Here is a 17,328-nt window from a genome sequence, read left to right as displayed (position 1 = left end):
GCCTATATTATACTAAAATTTTGCTCATTTTCCTATTGATTTAGGCAGAATTAGGGATAAATTTGAAAATAGGAAATGAAAAGATAAAGAAACCAAGCCATTGCGACTTGGTTTCTTTATTTAATCAGTTTCTTTTGCTGTCTCAGCTTTCTGAGCAGTTTTTTCGGCTTTTTTAGCAGACTTAATGGTGATGTGGCCTTTTGAAGTCATGACTGCCTTGAGATCTTTTTCGTTTGGATTTTCAAGGTAGAAGTCAGTAATAGCGTCTTCAATATGATCTTGGATGGTACGACGTAGTGGTCGAGCACCCATCTTAGGATCGTAACCAAGGTCAACCAATTTTTCCTTAACTTTCTCAGTTACACTGAGGTGGATACCGTTATTAGCCAAGCGTTGGTTGACATTATCAAGCATGAGGTCCACGATAGTGAGGAGATTTTCCTTGCTAAGGGCAGAGAATTCGATAATACCGTCAAAACGGTTCATGAATTCAGGGCTGAAGAAATCTCCAAGCTGGTTAAGCACAGAATTGGTACGATTTTCACGGGCAGCTCCAAAGCCAACGCTAGCTTCTACTTTACCTGTACCAGCATTTGAAGTCATGATGATGATGGTATCCTTGAAACTTACAGTTCGCCCTTGACCATCAGTCAAGCGACCGTCGTCAAGAACTTGGAGGAACATGTGAAGAACGTCTGGGTGAGCTTTTTCAACCTCATCTAGAAGAATGAGTGAATAAGGATTACGGCGGACTTTTTCAGTTAACTGACCAGCTTCGTCGTAACCGACATATCCTGGAGGGGCACCGACTAATTTGGCAACGGCGTGTTTTTCCATGTATTCTGACATGTCGAAACGAATCATACTGTCAGCTGAACCAAAGAGTTCAATAGCTAATTGTTTAGAGAGTTCAGTTTTACCGACTCCTGTAGGACCTACGAAGAGGAAGCTACCAATTGGGCGATTTGGTGCACCCAATCCAACACGATTACGACGGATGGCTTTGGCAATCTTATCAACTGCGGCATCTTGTCCGATAACATGTGATTTAAGATCATCAGCAAGACTAAGAAGTTGTGATTGTTCTTTTTCTTTCAAATCACCGACAGGAATATTGGTTTTTTGTTCCACAATGGCTTCGATATGTTTTTCTGTGATGACAGGCATATCTTGGTCTTTGATGGTTTGTTTTTGCATTTCCTTGTATTTGGCAATTTGATCACGGAAATAGGCAGCTTTTTCAAAGTCTTCGTCACGAGTAGCTTGAGCCTTGAGGTTTTCAGCCTCAATCAAACGTTTGTCGATATCTTTAGGATCAACAAAGTTGAGGGTCAAGTTCATCTTAGAACCTGCTTCATCGAGAAGGTCGATGGCCTTGTCTGGCAAGAAACGGTCTTGAATGTAGCGGTTGGACAATTCTGCAGCTGCAGTAATAGCTTCGTCTGTATATTTGACGTGGTGGTAGTCCTGATATTTAGGTTGAATACCACGCAAAATAGTGATAGTTTCCTCAACCGTTGGTTCGTCAACCTTAACTGGTTGCATACGACGCTCTAGGGCGGCATCTTTTTCGATGATGCGGTATTCGTTGAGTGTTGTTGCTCCGACCAGTTGAAGTTCTCCACGAGCAAGAGCAGGTTTTAGGATGTTTCCAGCATCCATATTGCCATCACCAGCATTACCAGCTCCTACGATTTCATGGATTTCATCAATAAATAGGATAACATCCTGACGTTGACGAATTTCTTCCATGAGTTTTTGCATGCGTTCTTCAAATTGGCCACGAATACCAGTCCCTTGAACCAGGCTGACCACATCAAGACGGATGACTTGTTTGCCTTGGAGTTTTTGTGGCACGCTACCGTCAACGATTTTTTGAGCTAGGCCTTCAACAACAGCAGTCTTACCGACACCGGGTTCACCGATGAGGACGGGGTTGTTCTTGGTACGGCGGTTAAGAATTTCGATGACACGAATGATTTCCTCGTCACGACCAATAACAGGATCAATGTCTCCACGACGAGCGATGTCAGTGATGTTAATGCCGAACTCTTCAAGAAGACCTTGTGGCTGTTGAGGAGCTTGTTGGCGTGGTCCTCCTGGACGGCCTGGCCCTTGTGTATTGCCACCGTTTCCTCGGTTACCACCTTCTTGTGTTGGAGGTGTATTGGGAAGATCGCCGTTAGAAGAACGGAAGTTATTTAGGTCGCTGAAGAAATCATCGAAGAAGTTGGAACCTCCTGTTTGATTGAATTGATTGAGGGGGTTCTCTGGGTCAGATTTCATGATTTTATAACAATTTTGACAGAGGTCAACTTGTTGCTGATTACCGTTTACATTGGTATACAAATGAATACTAGCTTCATTAAGGTTACAGTTTTGACAGAGCATATCAGTACCTCTTTTCTATCTGAATTGGGAAAGACCTTTATTGAAAACAATCTTGGTCAAAAAAGGTCAAATCTATGACTCCATTATAGCATGCGGAAGGTAGATTGCAAGTAAAAAGCATCTAGGTTTGGCACTCTCTTAACAAGAGTGCTAACGTTGAATTTTAATTCAAAAACGCTTGTCTAAAATGTATAAATATTATATAATGTTTTTATATTATTCAGAACGAAAGAGAGATACCTATGACACAAGCTAAATCATTTTTGAAAGAAATCGACTTTACCAAGCAGGAACTTGAGGAGTTGATCGATTTATCTATAAAATTTAAACAGTTAAAGAAGGAGAGAATTCCGCATAAATATTTAGATGGCTTAAATATTGCCTTGATTTTTGAAAAAACATCCACAAGAACTCGCTCAGCTTTTACAGTGGCTGGTCAGGACCTAGGTATGAATGTGACCTACCTTGGTGCTGGAGACATTCAGTTAGGTAAAAAGGAATCTGTAGTTGATACAGCCAAGGTGCTTGGTTCTATGTTTGATGGAATCGAATACCGTGGGTTTAAGCAAGAAGATGTCGAGGATTTGGCTAAGTACTCAGGAGTTCCGGTCTGGAATGGTTTGACGGATACCTGGCATCCAACGCAAATGATTGCGGATTTCATGACTTTGAAGGAGCGTTTTGGTAGTTTGGAAGGCTTGACTATTGCCTATATTGGAGATGGTAGAAATAATATGGCCAACTCACTTTTGGTCACTTCGGCTATTTTAGGGGTTAATGTTAAGATTATTGCCCCAGAGGTGCTGCAACCCGAAGATGAAATTGTAGCTCTAGCTCAGAAACATAATAATGGTGCCGATTTAACCATTACAGATGATATTTCAGAGGTTAAGGGAGTGGATATGCTTTATACAGATGTCTGGGTATCTATGGGTGAAGAAGTAGACTTTAAATCTCGTATTGATTTACTCCTGCCTTATCAAATTAATGAAGGCCTACTTGCCAAGACGGAAAATCCAGATGTCATCGTTATGCATTGTCTCCCAGCCTTTCATGATCTTAATACCCAAATTGGGCAAGAAATCTATGACAAATATGGTTTGGCAGAGTTAGAAATCACTGATCAAGTCTTCCAAAAATACAGTGATATCATCTTCCAAGAAGCTGAGAATCGTATGCATTCTATCAAGGCTATTATGTACAATTCCTTGAAAAATATTTAAAATTCCCCCATTTTTCCCATAAGTGTGATAAAATAAGTAAGAAATACACAATTAATAGGAGAAATAACATGGAATCACATTTGGTGAGAATCATTAACCGTCTTGAAATGATGGCGGCTGATGGTGGTAATTTGAAACGTAATTTCGAACGTGAAGGAGTGGTTGTTGCCGAGGTATCATTTAGCAACGATCCTGAAAATGGTCCAGTTTTCACATTGCGTGACGTTGAAGCACGTGAATCTTATTCATTTGATAGCATTGACTTGATTGCAATGGAAATCTACGATTTGCTTTACTAATAAATTATTTTGGAACTTTACAAGGTTTCAAAAATCAGAATGCCTGAAACTCGATAGTTTCAGGCATTTTTATCAGGATGAAAGCATGGGGTGATGCTTGTATGACTTGTCAAAACAGGCAGTACTTCAAATTCTTGGCAAAGCTTTTGGCGTGGTGTCATCTTGGAAATACATGAGGTGTATTGCTTAAGAGTTTTGCTAGCTAGGTCTATAACTTAGTTTTTATACTGAAATATCGCATTTATAAGAAAATACTTTATTATTATACAGTCTTCTGATATAATATTGAAGAATATTAGTAAGGAGTATCTAGATGAATTTTTCATTTCTACCACAGTTTTGGTCTTACTTTAACTATGGTGTCTTAGTAACAATTATGATTTCGGTCTGCGTGGTCTTCTTCGGAACCATTCTTGGGGTTTTGGTATCCTTGGCCAAACGTTCTGGAATCAAACCTTTGGAGTGGTTGGTAAGCCTTTATGTTTGGGTTTTCCGTGGGACTCCTATGGTTGTGCAGATTATGATTGCTTTTAACCTTATCCACATGAACCTTCCAACTGTGCAGTTTGGTATTTTGAATCTTGATTTGTCACGTATCGTTCCAGGTATTATCGTCCTTTCTTTGAACAGTGGTGCTTATATTTCTGAGAGTGTGCGTGCAGGTATCGAGTCTATTCCTAAAGGTCAGGTTGAAGCTGCCTACTCACTTGGTATCCGTCCATGGAATACCATGCGTTATGTGGTCTTGCCTCAAGCCATTAAAAATATCTTGCCTGCCTTGGGTAACGAGTTTGTTACTATTATCAAGGATAGTTCGCTCTTGCAAACCATCGGGGTTATGGAATTGTGGAATGGTGCACAAACTGTTGCAACAACAACCTACTTGACCTTGACGCCGCTCTTGTTCGCAGCCTTCTATTATTTGATTGTGACAACAGCTATGACGGCACTCTTGAAACAAATGGAAAAACGACTTGGGGAGGGACGTAAATAATGGCAGAAACAATTATTGAGATTAAAAATCTTCACAAGTATTTTGGTAAGAACGAAGTTCTCAAAGGGATTGATCTAGATATTAAAAAGGGTGAAGTAGTGGTTATCATCGGTCCTTCAGGATCAGGGAAATCAACCTTCCTACGCTCAATGAACTTGCTTGAGAAACCTACAAAAGGTGTTATTTCCTTTGAAGGTGTGGATATTACAGATAAAAATAACGACATTTTCAAAATGCGTGAGAAGATGGGAATGGTTTTCCAACAGTTTAACCTCTTCCCTAATATGACAGTTAAAGAAAATATCACCTTGTCACCAATTAAGACTAAAGGTGTTTCTAAAGCTGATGCAGAAGCAAAAGCCATGGAACTTTTAGAAAAGGTTGGCTTGAAAGATAAGGCAGATGCCTACCCAACAAGTCTATCAGGTGGTCAACAACAACGTATTGCTATCGCACGTGGTTTGGCTATGGATCCAGATGTTCTCTTGTTTGACGAACCAACATCAGCCCTTGACCCAGAAATGGTTGGTGAAGTTCTTGCAGTTATGCAGGACCTTGCTAAATCAGGGATGACAATGGCAATTGTTACCCACGAAATGGGCTTTGCTTATGAAGTGGCAGATCGTGTCATCTTTATGGATGGCGGTGTCATTGTTGAAGAAGGCACACCACAAGAGATCTTCGACAATACTAAGGAAGATCGTACCAAGGATTTCTTGAGTAAGGTTTTGTAAGATATTCATTAAGTATGTATACGTTGTTTGTGAAGGCTGGAACTTTTCCGGCCTTTTCTTTTTGTGTTCTGCTTTTCTAGAATCATTCTTGTTTAGGATAATATTGCGGAAAAGATGGATAAATATGCTATAATGATGCCGTATCAAAAATAATAAAGTAGGTCAAGAAATATGCTCATATATGATGCGGCCTTAAAAACGCCTTACCGGATTCTTGGCATTAACCTCCCTAAGGATAGTCTTTTACACTTATCTAACCTAGGGTTGGCTGCCGGTGAAACGATTGAGGTGGTAACTAAGACCAAAAACAGTGCTATTATTATCGTTAAAGGGAGTCGCTTAGCCTTTGATGCGTCGATTCTGGATAAGATTGATTTGGCACCTGCCGAGGAAGATCAGGAAAAGATACCTCTTTCTGAATTACCAGTTGGACGTTCGGCTATTGTTACTGATATTTTTTCAGCAAATGAAACCAAACGACGTCTTATGGATATGGGAATTACAAAGCGTACTCGAGTGTTGTTGCGTAAGGTAGCCCCTTTGGGAGATCCTCTAGAAATTAGCTTGAGAGGGTATGAATTAACCTTACGCAAGTCGGAAGCGCAAATGATTAGTGTGGTCATGCTGGATGAGGGAGTGGAAAAATGACAGAAATTGCGTTAATAGGTAATCCTAATAGTGGTAAAACCAGTTTATTCAACCTGATAACAGGGAACAATCAGCGTGTTGGTAACTGGCCGGGTGTTACTGTAGAACGAAAAAGTGGTATGGTCAAAAAGAATAAGGATTTAGAAATCCAGGATTTACCAGGGATTTACTCAATGTCACCCTATAGCCCTGAAGAAAAGGTGGCGCGTGACTATTTGTTGAGCCAAAGGGCAGACAGCATTTTAAATGTAGTCGATGCAACAAATTTGGAGCGTAACCTTTATCTGACAACGCAGTTGATTGAGACAGGTATTCCAGTCACTTTAGCGCTTAACATGAGTGATGTTTTAGAGGCTCAGGGAAAGCAGATTAATGTTGATAAATTATCTTATCATCTAGGTGTACCAGTAGTAGCCACTAGCGCTCTCAAGCAAACTGGTGTTGATCAGGTAGTGAAGAAGGCGGCTCATACGACAACCTCTACAGTTGCCGACATTGCTTTTCCAATTTATGACGATAAGTTAGAAGCTGCCATCTCACAAATTTTAGAAGTCTTGGGAAATTCGGTGCCACAAAGGTCTGCGCGTTTTTATGCCATTAAACTCTTTGAACACGATGCTTTAGTTGAGGATGAGCTAGACTTGTCCCCATTCCAACGAAAAGAAATCAAAGATATCATTCGTATCACTGAGGAAATTTTCACAGAAGATGCGGAGTCAATTGTCATTAATGAGCGTTATGCCTTTATTGAACGTGTTTGTCAGATGGCTCAAAGTCATACGGAAGATTTTGCACTGACCTTGTCAGATAAGATTGATAGGATTGTTACCAACCGTATTTTGGCTTTACCAATTTTCGCAGCAGTTATGTATTTGGTTTATTTCTTATCTATCCAAACTGTTGGAACCATGTGGACAGACTGGGCTAACGATGTGCTTTTTGGTAAGTATGTTCCAGATTTGGTAACTTCTGGTCTTGACTTTCTTCAAGTTCAGGACTGGCTTAAGTCTTTGATTGTTGATGGTATCGTTGCTGGGATTGGGACAGTACTAGGATTCCTTCCTCAAATTTTTGTGCTCTTTATCTGTTTGGGTGTGCTTGAGGACATTGGATATATGAGTCGTATTGCCTTTGTTATGGACCGTATTTTCCGACGTTTTGGGCTTTCTGGAAAATCCTTTATTCCCATGTTGATTTCGACAGGTTGCGGGGTTCCAGCGGTTATGTCTAGTCGAACTATTGAAAATGAAAGGGACCGTCGCATTACCATTATGACGGCAACCTTCATGCCTTGTTCGGCCAAGTTGGAAATAATTGCCTTGATTGCTGGAGCTTTCTTCCCTAGTAACTCATTAGTAGCACCAAGTACTTATTTTATTGGGATGGCTGCCATTATCTTATCAGGTATTGCCCTCAAAAAGACGAGTTTTTTGGGTGGCCTAACCAGTCCGTTTATAATGGAATTGCCTGCTTACCATTGGCCTAAAGCCATGTCAGTTTTGCGCTATGCCTTTGGTAAGGCTATGAGTTTTGTCAAACGTGCGGGAACCATCATTTTCAGTTTGACAGTTCTTATCTGGTTTATGTCTAACTACAACTTTACGCTACATACGGTAGATACGGAAGCCAGCATTTTGGCGACTCTCGGTAGGAGTTTGTCTTGGATTTTTGATCCACTTGGATTTGGAAATTGGAAGGCAACAGTTGCGGCTCTTACAGGCTTAGCTGCCAAGGAGACTGTTGTTGCCACCTTTGGTATTCTCTATCATAATAGCAGTGAAGCTGGTTTAGCTGCGGCTTTACGAGGAGATTATTCTTCCCTAGCAGCTTATTCCTTCTTAGTCTTTAATTTACTTTGTGCCCCATGTTTTGCGGCTATTGGAGCTATTAAGCGTGAAATGGCCAATCTTAAATGGACGGTTGGTGCTATCGGTTTTCAAACAGGCCTAGCTTATTGTGTGAGTTTAATTCTTTATCAGTTTGGCCAAGTTATCCTATACGGCAAGTCAATGACAATTTGGACTTTTGTTGCTTTCTTGCTGTTAGTGACCATGATTTATTTTGTGGTTCGTAAACCACGTCAGATTAAGGATCAAATCATTAGCTTGGATAATCTTCAAGAAGCCCATATTTAGGTTTAGGAGGAATTGTTATGTCAACGTTTATCATTGCCTTCATTATTTTTGCTTTGGCTGCTCTTGGCATCCGTCACTATATCAAAGGAAAAGGTTCTTGTGGCGATTGTGAGTGTTCTTGTCCGGTTAAGGAAGAAATGCATAAGGCTAATCGCTAATAATATATAGAAAAATGGTCTCTTAAATGAATAAGAGACCATTTTCTTACGATTGTAAGAAATGTATAAAGGTATGTAGGTTGGAAGTATGATACTATAAGATAGATAAATAATCTAAATTTTTAACAAAAAAGGGAGATGTATAAGGAATGGTTTTGAACAGAGAGATTGTCCTAATTCATGGGACCTGGTGTGATGGCAATGTTTGGGGAGAATTTGCGACAGGTCTACGTCAAATGGGATACAAGGTGCATACACCTAGCTTTCGTTACCATGACCTACCTTATCAAGAGTGCCTAGCTAAAGTTGGGACTGTTACCTTGCAGGACTATCGAGATGATTTAGTGGCTTTGATCGAAAGTCTAGACCAACCACCACTCATTTTGGGGCACTCTTTAGGCTGTCTAGTGGCTCAAATGGTTGCTGAAAAGACAGAAGTTGCTGGTATGATTCTCATGGGACCTGCTCCGACAGCAGATATTTATGCCTTTTATCCAACAATGTTAGCTTGTTTTGGCAAACACTTTTTACGCTGGGGTTTTTGGAAAAAAGCCATGCCCCCTTATAAAAAGGAGTTTTTCAAGTATTGCATGAATGAACAAGAGGAAGCTTTGAAAGAGGAAGTTTTTGCTAATCTGGTTCCTGAATCAGGAAAAGTTTATACTCAGATGGCTCTTCATTGGTTTGATAAGACTAAGGCAGCTTATGTGGACTTTAGTAACATTTTATGTCCTGTTCTCGTCATTTCAGGAACCAAGGATAAGATGACTCATCCTAATATTGCTAGAAGAACAGCTAAGAACTACCGTGATTCTGTTTTCGTTTCCTTAACAGGTGCAGATCACATGTATGAAAGTGGCAAATACCAGCAAAAGACCTTGAAGGTTATTAAGGGTTGGAGTCAGCAAAATGGTTTTGTGGATTAGTCACGAAAGATAATCAGAAGAAGTTGGAAGGCAATTCCAGCTTTTTTAGTTTTCATTTGAAACGTCTTTTTGAAAATTTAGAAAATTTAGTCACAAAGAGTCCTCACTATGGTATAATTGAAAAAAAGTATGTATTGGAGAACACCCATGGCGATAATAATGGATGGTAAGGCCCTAGCTGTTAAAATGCAGGATCAATTGCAAGAAAAGGTAGCACGTCTAAAAGAAAAGGAATGGATTGTGCCAGGACTCGTGGTAATCATGGTCGGTGATAACCCTGCCAGTCAGGTTTATGTGCGTAATAAGGAACGTGCTGCTAAAAAGGCTGGCTTCCATAGTCAGACGGTCAATCTTTCTGAGAGTATTAGTGAGGAAGAGTTGATTGAAGTTATTGAGCGTTATAATCAGGATCCGCTTTTCCATGGTATCTTGGTTCAGTTGCCACTGCCGAATCATATTAATGAAATGCGTATTCTTTTGGCTATTGATCCTAAAAAAGATGTCGATGGTTTCCATCCTATGAATACTGGTAATCTTTGGAATGGTCGTCGTCAAATGGTACCTTGTACACCGGCTGGGATTATGGAAATCCTTCGTGCGTACAATGTTGAATTGGAAGGTAAGACAGCAGTTATTATCGGACGTAGTAATATTGTTGGTAAACCTATGGCTCAGCTTCTTCTAGAAAAGAATGCTACAGTTACCTTGACCCACTCACGAACACCGCATTTGGCTAAGGTTTGTAGCAAGGCAGATGTCTTGATTGTAGCTATTGGACGTGCAAAATTTGTAACAGAAGAATATGTCAAAGAGGGTGCTGTTGTCATTGATGTGGGAATCAACCGTGATGAAGAAGGCAAACTTTGTGGTGACGTTGATTTTGATCAAGTGAAAGATAAGGTTGGCATGATCACGCCTGTTCCAGGTGGTGTAGGCCCTATGACTATTACTATGTTGATGGAACAGACCTATCAAGCTGCTCTTCGTAGTGCGAAAGGATAGTTTATGAAAGTTGATGACGATTTAGCTAGGCAAGTGATAACACCTCGCTTGAGAGAGTCTCACAAGGGTTCTTACGGTCGAGTGCTTTTAGTTGGTGGACTTTATCCTTATGGTGGTGCCATCATTATGGCTGCCATAGCTTGTGTCAATAGTGGGGCAGGCTTGGTCACAGTGGCTACGGATCGTGAAAATATCACAGCCCTTCATGCTCATCTCCCTGAAGCCATGGCTTTTGACCTTAGAGAGACTGAAAGATTTCTTGAGAATCTTAGGGCAGCTGATGTGGTATTAATCGGTTCTGGCCTAGGTGAAGATGGTGTAGCTAGTCAGGCTATGGACTTGGTGCTGGCAAATATTAGGGCAGATAAAAATTTGGTTGTTGATGGTTCAGCTCTCAATCTTTTGGCTAAGAAAAATAAGAAGGACTTACCAGATTGTCACCTTACTCTCACCCCACATCAAAAAGAATGGGAACGCTTTTCAGGTTTAAGGATTCCAGAGCAGACAGTTTCCAACACTCAAAAAGCCTTGGGAGAGTTCCGAGCTGGGACAATCCTGGTTGCCAAGAGTCACAAGACGGCTGTCTATCAGGGTGAAAAAGTAGCTCATTTAGAAGTTGGTGGGCCTTATCAAGCCACAGGAGGAATGGGAGATACCTTGGCTGGTATGATTACTGGTTTTCTGGCCCAGTTTTCTTCAATTGATCGCTATAAGGCTGTCACAGTGGCTACCTGGCTTCACTCAGCTATCGCTGATGATTTGGCTAAAAATGCCTATGTGGTTTTGCCGACACATATTAGTAAAGCCATTCCTAGCTGGATGAAAAAGTTGTCAATATAATCTAGAAAACGTGTCTTGTATTGAGGCAAGTTTTTTTAGATTTCGACATTTTTTTAAGATTGCTGAAGCTTATTTGTGATAAAATAAAAGAGAATTTTTATGAGAACATAGAGGAAAAAAAGTGACATCATTTTCGAAAAAACTCAGTCAAAAATGGGAAAAACGGCGCCAAAAACAAAAAGAAAAACGAGCGAATAAGCCTAGAAAGCCAGTAAACATCTCACGTCGTGTTTACTTGCTTTTTGGTGTAGTCTTTGTCCTTTTTTTGTTGCTTTTTGCACGTTTGACCTATATGCAGGTTTATAACAAATCGTTTTATACGAAAAAATTAGAGGATAACTCCAAGTATACGGTTAGAATTGCAAGCGAACGTGGGCAAATCTTTGATGCTAAGGGGGTCGCTCTTACGACCAACCAGAGTAAGGACGTTATCACCTTTACACGTAGCAATTTGGTGTCATCAGATACTATGAAGAAGGTAGCTGAGAAGTTAGCGACCATGGTAACACTAACGGAGACGAAGGTAACAGCACGCCAGAAACGCGATTTCTATCTAGCAGATTCTGCCACCTACAAACGTGTGGTTAATGATCTTCCAAAGGACAAGAAAACAGATAAGTTTGGTAATAAATTAGCTGAAGCTACTATTTACAACAATGCTGTTGATGCCGTTCCTGATGAAGCAGTGGATTACACTGAGGATGAGCTTAAGATTGTCTACATTTACTCACAGATGAATGCTGTTTCTAATTTCTCAACAGTCACCTTGAAAACAGGAGACTTGACGCCTGAACAAATTGCGATTGTAGCAGCTAAACAGAAGGAACTTAATGGTATTACGGTTGCTAAGGATTGGGAGCGTCATACGGTTGATTCAGCCTTGTCTCCTCTCATCGGGAAAGTCTCAAGTTCAGAAGCAGGTTTGCCACAAGAAGATGCCAAGGAATACCTCAAAAAAGGTTATGCCCTTAATGACCGTGTAGGAACTTCTTATCTAGAAAAAGAATACGAGGAGAAGCTACAAGGGAAACATACTGTTCGTGAGATTACAGTGGACAAGGAAGGCGAAGTTGATAGTGATAAAGTCACTCAAAAGGGAAGTAAGGGTAACAATCTGCAGTTGACCATCGACCTTGATTTCCAAAAGGGAGTTGAAGATATCCTAGGTCAACAGCTTTCTTCAGAGATTTCAGAGAACAAAGCTACCTATTCTGAAGGAATGTATGCCGTTGTTATGAATGCTGACACTGGTGCTGTACTTGCCATGGCGGGGCAAAAACATGAACAAGGAGCACAAGATTTTAAAGCAAATGCCTTAGGAACAATCACTGATGTCTTTATTCCAGGATCTGTTGTTAAGGGAGCAACCCTAACTGCTGGTTGGCGTTCAGGTGCCATCTATGGAAATCAGGTCTTGACTGACCAACCAATCAACATTGCTGGTTCAGCCTCGATTACGTCTTGGTTTACAGATCAAGGTAGCCGTCCTATTACCGCGACACAGGCTCTAGAATATTCATCAAATACCTATATGGTGCAGATTGCAATCAAACTACTTGGCCAACAATATGTTCCAGGTATGGCCTTGTCGACTGACAATATGGATAAGGCCATGACGACACTTCGTGATACCTACGCTGATTTTGGTATGGGGGTATCTACAGGACTTGATTTGCCTGGAGAATCAGAAGGGTATATTTCTAAGAATTACAATGTAGCCAACGTCTTGACAGAAGCTTTTGGTCAGTACGATTCTTATACAACCATTCAGCTAGCTCAGTATGTTGCTTCAATTGCCAATGGTGGTAAACGTGTAGCACCTCATATTGTGGGTGGTATCTATGATGCTGGCACTAATGGTAGCTTAGGAACTCTAGCCTCAACGGTAGATACACGTGTATTAAATACCTTACCTCTTGATTCTGAGCAGATGGGGATTATCCAACAAGGATTTAATGATGTCGTTAATTCCGGTTCTAGCCTTGCGACTGGTAAAGCTATGGCAAGTTCTATCATTCCAATTAGTGGTAAAACAGGGACAGCCGAAACTTATGCAACGGATGCTTCCGGTAACTCTGTAACAACGGTTAACCTTAATGCAGTGGCCTATGCGACTGCCAAAGATGGTACTAAGTTGGCAGTTGGGATTATGTATCCACATGCTCTAGACTGGAAGAGTAAGGCTCATCAAAATGCGGTCAAAGCTATCATGGAACTTTATCAAAATACTCACTAAATATGAAAATCTCTTGTGCCTTGCACGAGGGATTTTTCTGTGATATAGTGTTTGAGTATTTGTTCTTGGGTAAAGACATATCCATGACAGTGACAAAAGATAAGAGATGAATAAAATCATATAAAGAACAGGAGACCTTCATGCTTTATCCTACTCCAATTGCGAAGCTGATTGATAGTTTTTCAAAACTCCCTGGAATTGGGGCTAAAACAGCGACACGCCTAGCTTTTTATACTATTAGCATGTCTGATGAAGATGTCAATGATTTCGCAAAAAATCTCTTGGCAGCCAAACGTGAATTGACTTATTGTTCGGTCTGTGGTCGTTTGACAGATGATGATCCCTGTAACATTTGTACAGATGAAACGAGAGATCGTACTAAGATTTTGGTTGTTGAAGACTCCAAAGATGTTTCAGCTATGGAAAAGATTCAGGAATACCGTGGTCTCTACCATGTGCTTCAAGGGCTTATTTCCCCTATGAATGGTGTTGGACCAGATGATATTAACTTGAAAAGTTTGATTACTCGTCTTATGGATAGCGAGGTTGACGAAGTTATCATTGCTACTAATGCAACAGCAGATGGTGAGGCAACATCTATGTATATTTCACGTGTCCTCAAACCTGCGGGAATCAAGGTGACTCGTTTAGCGCGTGGTTTGGCTGTTGGTTCTGACATCGAGTATGCTGATGAAGTGACCTTGCTAAGAGCTATCGAAAATCGAACAGAACTTTAGGAAAAGTGTTGGTAAGTCCAGCGCTTTTCGTTTGCAGTAAGTAGGTTTCTCATTAAAAATTTGGTAAAATAAAGTAAACGCTTTAATGACGAGGGATCATGATGCAGATTGAAAAGATTTTAAACAACAATGTTGTTCAGGCTTTGGATAATAATGTGGAATACATTGTCATGGGCAAGGGACTGGGCTTTCAAAAGAAGGTCGGAGACTTTGTTGATAAGGAAAAGATTGAAAAGACTTTTGTTTTAGAAAATACAGAGGCAGTAGATGAATGGTCTCGTGTTTATGTCAATTTGCCTGAAGGTGAAATGCAGGTCTTTTTGAATATCCTTACTTTTGCTGAAGCTGTCTTACAAACCAAGTTTGACCCCTCTTTTTTCATCGCCCTAGCTGACCACCTACATTACGCCATTGAAAGAAGTGGAGAAGGTATTTCTCTGCAGAATCCCTTGGCTTGGGAGGTTCGAAAATTTTACCCTCGGGAGTATGAGATTGGAAAACAAGCTCTTTGTTTGATTGCCAAGGATTTAGAAGTTAAATTGGCAGATGATGAGGCTGCCTCTGTCGCTTTACATTTTGTCAATGCACAAAAGGATGCGGGTCTCCATGAAAAAGACCGACAGATGACTCAAATTGTAGTTGGAATTAGTGACATTGTCCGTCTTCATTTTGGTTGTGATTTGGAGGAGGATAGTTTCTCTTATAACCGATTTATTACACATCTTCGCTATCTAGCGCAACGGATTGTGAGTGGGGTTAGTGGTGGTAAAAATGATGCTTTTCTTTACGAGCAGGTTAGGGTAAATTATCCAGAATCCTTTATCTGTACCCAAAAGATTGCTAACTATATTAAGACAGGTTACACTTTTGAATTGAGTTTGGACGAACAGGTCTATTTAACCATTCATATTCAACGTCTTAAGGATAGTTTGGATAAGTAAGCGATTCACGGAGAGGCCATACAAAAAGCAGACAATTAGACTTAAGTCTGCTTTTTCTGTGTCCTTATGGTATAATGAGGTGATTAATATTAAACTAAAAATACTCAAAGTTAGGATTCTATGTATTTGAGTATTTCTATAAAAAGCTAATGAGTTAGTGAAAGGAAGCGAGCGGTTCTGTGCTTGAAGTGAGCATAGCCGTTCCTAAAGAATCTTATGTATATTGAAATGATTGACGAGACTGGACAAGTCTCTGAGAAATTAAAAGAACAAACTTTGGAGTTGCTAGATTTTGCAGCACAAAAACTTGGCAAGGAAGACAAGGAAATGGCTGTTACATTTGTAACCAACGAACGCAGCCACGAACTAAACTTGGAATATCGTGATACAGACCGTCCAACGGATGTCATTAGTTTGGAGTATAAGCCTGAGTTAGATATTAGCTTTGATGAGGAAGAGTTGGCTGAAAATCCTGAATTAGCTGAAATGATGGGAGAGTTTGATAGTTATATCGGTGAACTCTTTATTTCCGTTGATAAGGCTCATGAACAAGCTGAGGATTATGGACATAGTTTTGAACGTGAGATGGGTTTCTTGGCTGTTCACGGTTTTCTCCATATCAATGGCTATGACCATTACACCCCAGAAGAAGAAGCGGAAATGTTTGGATTACAGGAAGAAATTTTGACTGCTTATGGACTTACGCGACAATAATCCACAAAAAAAGTGGAAAAATAGAGAATTTACAGCTAGTTTTGAGTTTGCTCTGACAGGAATAATAACGGCTTTTAAAGAAGAACGCAATATGCGTAAGCACTTGGTTTCAGCTATCTTGGTGGTATTGGCTGGCTTGATTTTCCGTGTGTCTGCGACAGAATGGCTCTTTCTTTTGATGGCAGTTTTTCTCGTAATTGCCCTAGAGATTGTTAATTCTGCCATTGAAAATGTTGTCGATTTAGCTAGTAATTATCACTTTTCGATGCTAGCCAAAAATGCCAAGGATATGGCCGCTGGAGCTGTTTTAGTGGTTTCTTGTTATGCAGTCATTACGGGGATGATTGTTTTCATACCTAAAATTTGGCACTTAATTTTCAATTAAAACGAAATAGGAAAGAAGTTATATGACATTTAAATCTGGATTTGTGGCTATTCTCGGCCGTCCTAATGTAGGAAAATCAACGTTTTTGAACCATGTTATGGGGCAAAAGATTGCTATCATGAGTGATAAAGCTCAAACAACCCGTAATAAAATTATGGGAATTTACACAACCGATAAGGAACAGATTGTCTTTATCGATACCCCAGGGATTCACAAGCCTAAGACGGCTCTTGGGGATTTTATGGTGGAATCTGCTTATTCAACCCTTCGTGAGGTTGATACAGTCCTCTTTATGGTACCAGCGGATGAGCCTCGTGGTAAGGGTGATAATATGATTATCGAACGCCTCAAACAAGCTAAAGTTCCAGTTATCTTGGTAATCAATAAGATTGACAAGGTCCATCCAGATCAGCTCCTAGAGCAGATTGACGATTTCCGTACACAAATGGATTTCAAGGAGATTATTCCGATATCTGCCCTCCAAGGGAACAATGTTTCCCACCTTGTGGATGTCTTGAGTGATAACCTTGAGGAAGGTTTCCAATATTTCCCAGCGGACCAAATCACCGATCACCCTGAGCGTTTCTTGGTATCAGAGATGATTCGTGAAAAAGTCCTTCAGTTGACACGTGAAGAAATTCCACACTCCGTTGCGGTTGTCATTGATGAGATGAAGCGTGATGAAGACACGGATAAGATTCATATTCGTGCGACAATCATGGTTGAGCGTGACAGCCAAAAAGGGATTGTTATTGGTAAACAAGGTTCCATGCTCAAGAAAATTGGTACCCTTGCTCGTAAAGATATTGAAGTCATGCTTGGGGACAAGGTCTTCCTTGAAACCTGGGTTAAGGTTAAGAAAAATTGGCGTGATAAAAAACTTGATTTGGCCGATTTTGGTTACAATGAAAAAGAATATTAAAAAGCTGGGCACTTGCTCGGCTTTCTTGCTAGAAGGAGGAGCA

Annotated in this window: 17 protein-coding genes; 16 read left to right on the top strand and 1 reads right to left on the bottom strand. The window is 40.4% G+C overall.

Going from position 1 to position 17,328, the window contains the following annotated elements:
• Positions 1 to 120 precede the first annotated feature (120 nt).
• Entirely contained in the window at positions 121 to 2,391 is a 2,271-nt protein-coding gene (locus tag H7U01_RS00650) for an ATP-dependent Clp protease ATP-binding subunit (RefSeq protein WP_037620401.1), read from the bottom strand.
• A gap of 242 nt (positions 2,392 to 2,633) precedes the next feature.
• On the opposite strand from H7U01_RS00650, the gene argF reads away from it, so the two are divergent.
• From argF to era, 16 genes are all read left to right on the top strand, one after another.
• Positions 2,634 to 3,614, top strand: coding sequence for an ornithine carbamoyltransferase (gene argF / locus H7U01_RS00645; RefSeq protein WP_201040889.1), 981 nt, complete (start codon positions 2,634 to 2,636; stop codon positions 3,612 to 3,614).
• A 68-nt stretch (positions 3,615 to 3,682) separates the two neighbouring features.
• Positions 3,683 to 3,913, top strand: coding sequence for a DUF1797 family protein (locus H7U01_RS00640; RefSeq protein ID WP_002885970.1), 231 nt, complete (start codon positions 3,683 to 3,685; stop codon positions 3,911 to 3,913).
• 313 nt (positions 3,914 to 4,226) lie between these two features.
• A complete protein-coding gene (locus H7U01_RS00635; protein ID WP_002886081.1) occupies positions 4,227 to 4,907 on the top strand; it encodes an amino acid ABC transporter permease in 681 nt (226 codons plus the stop codon).
• Positions 4,907 to 5,641, top strand: coding sequence for an amino acid ABC transporter ATP-binding protein (locus H7U01_RS00630; RefSeq protein WP_002886191.1), 735 nt, complete (start codon positions 4,907 to 4,909; stop codon positions 5,639 to 5,641). Before H7U01_RS00635 ends, H7U01_RS00630 begins: the two co-directional genes overlap by 1 nt.
• A 171-nt stretch (positions 5,642 to 5,812) precedes the next feature.
• A complete protein-coding gene (locus tag H7U01_RS00625; protein ID WP_002885908.1) occupies positions 5,813 to 6,289 on the top strand; it encodes a ferrous iron transport protein A in 477 nt (158 codons plus the stop codon).
• Positions 6,286 to 8,424, top strand: coding sequence for a ferrous iron transport protein B (gene feoB, locus H7U01_RS00620; RefSeq protein WP_201040887.1), 2,139 nt, complete (start codon positions 6,286 to 6,288; stop codon positions 8,422 to 8,424). Before H7U01_RS00625 ends, feoB begins: the two co-directional genes overlap by 4 nt.
• Before the next feature lie 17 nt (positions 8,425 to 8,441).
• Positions 8,442 to 8,582: a FeoB-associated Cys-rich membrane protein gene (locus H7U01_RS00615; protein ID WP_201040886.1), complete on the top strand. Its 141-nt coding sequence runs from the start codon at positions 8,442 to 8,444 to the stop codon at positions 8,580 to 8,582.
• 149 nt (positions 8,583 to 8,731) lie between these two features.
• Positions 8,732 to 9,508 (top strand): alpha/beta fold hydrolase, encoded by a 777-nt coding sequence (locus tag H7U01_RS00610; protein ID WP_201040884.1) that lies wholly within the window; start codon positions 8,732 to 8,734, stop codon positions 9,506 to 9,508.
• 147 nt (positions 9,509 to 9,655) lie between these two features.
• A complete protein-coding gene (locus H7U01_RS00605; protein WP_201040882.1) occupies positions 9,656 to 10,510 on the top strand; it encodes a bifunctional methylenetetrahydrofolate dehydrogenase/methenyltetrahydrofolate cyclohydrolase in 855 nt (284 codons plus the stop codon).
• Between the two features lie 3 nt (positions 10,511 to 10,513).
• The gene (locus H7U01_RS00600; RefSeq protein WP_201040880.1) at positions 10,514 to 11,350 is read left to right on the top strand and encodes an NAD(P)H-hydrate dehydratase; all 837 of its coding nucleotides are present in this window, start codon (positions 10,514 to 10,516) and stop codon (positions 11,348 to 11,350) included.
• Between the two features lie 121 nt (positions 11,351 to 11,471).
• On the top strand, positions 11,472 to 13,586 hold the full coding sequence (pbp2b, locus tag H7U01_RS00595; RefSeq protein ID WP_201040879.1) for a penicillin-binding protein PBP2B: 2,115 nt from the start codon (positions 11,472 to 11,474) through the stop codon (positions 13,584 to 13,586).
• A gap of 140 nt (positions 13,587 to 13,726) precedes the next feature.
• Positions 13,727 to 14,323, top strand: coding sequence for a recombination mediator RecR (gene recR, locus H7U01_RS00590; protein ID WP_002889030.1), 597 nt, complete (start codon positions 13,727 to 13,729; stop codon positions 14,321 to 14,323).
• 101 nt (positions 14,324 to 14,424) lie between these two features.
• Positions 14,425 to 15,264: a BglG family transcription antiterminator LicT gene (gene licT, locus H7U01_RS00585; RefSeq protein WP_198463982.1), complete on the top strand. Its 840-nt coding sequence runs from the start codon at positions 14,425 to 14,427 to the stop codon at positions 15,262 to 15,264.
• Positions 15,265 to 15,480: 216 nt separating this feature from the next.
• Positions 15,481 to 15,978: an rRNA maturation RNase YbeY gene (ybeY, locus tag H7U01_RS00580; protein ID WP_002890437.1), complete on the top strand. Its 498-nt coding sequence runs from the start codon at positions 15,481 to 15,483 to the stop codon at positions 15,976 to 15,978.
• On the top strand, positions 15,959 to 16,363 hold the full coding sequence (locus tag H7U01_RS00575; RefSeq protein WP_002890438.1) for a diacylglycerol kinase family protein: 405 nt from the start codon (positions 15,959 to 15,961) through the stop codon (positions 16,361 to 16,363). Before ybeY ends, H7U01_RS00575 begins: the two co-directional genes overlap by 20 nt.
• A gap of 22 nt (positions 16,364 to 16,385) precedes the next feature.
• Positions 16,386 to 17,285 (top strand): GTPase Era, encoded by a 900-nt coding sequence (gene era / locus H7U01_RS00570; RefSeq protein WP_013990908.1) that lies wholly within the window; start codon positions 16,386 to 16,388, stop codon positions 17,283 to 17,285.
• Positions 17,286 to 17,328: the final 43 nt, after the last annotated feature.

The organism is Streptococcus sp. 21.1 (genome assembly GCF_016648635.1).
In the GTDB taxonomy this organism is placed as follows: Bacteria; Bacillota; Bacilli; order Lactobacillales; family Streptococcaceae; genus Streptococcus.
Note: the sequence above shows the minus strand (reverse complement) of the source record. Positions and strands in the feature narration are given on the sequence as shown.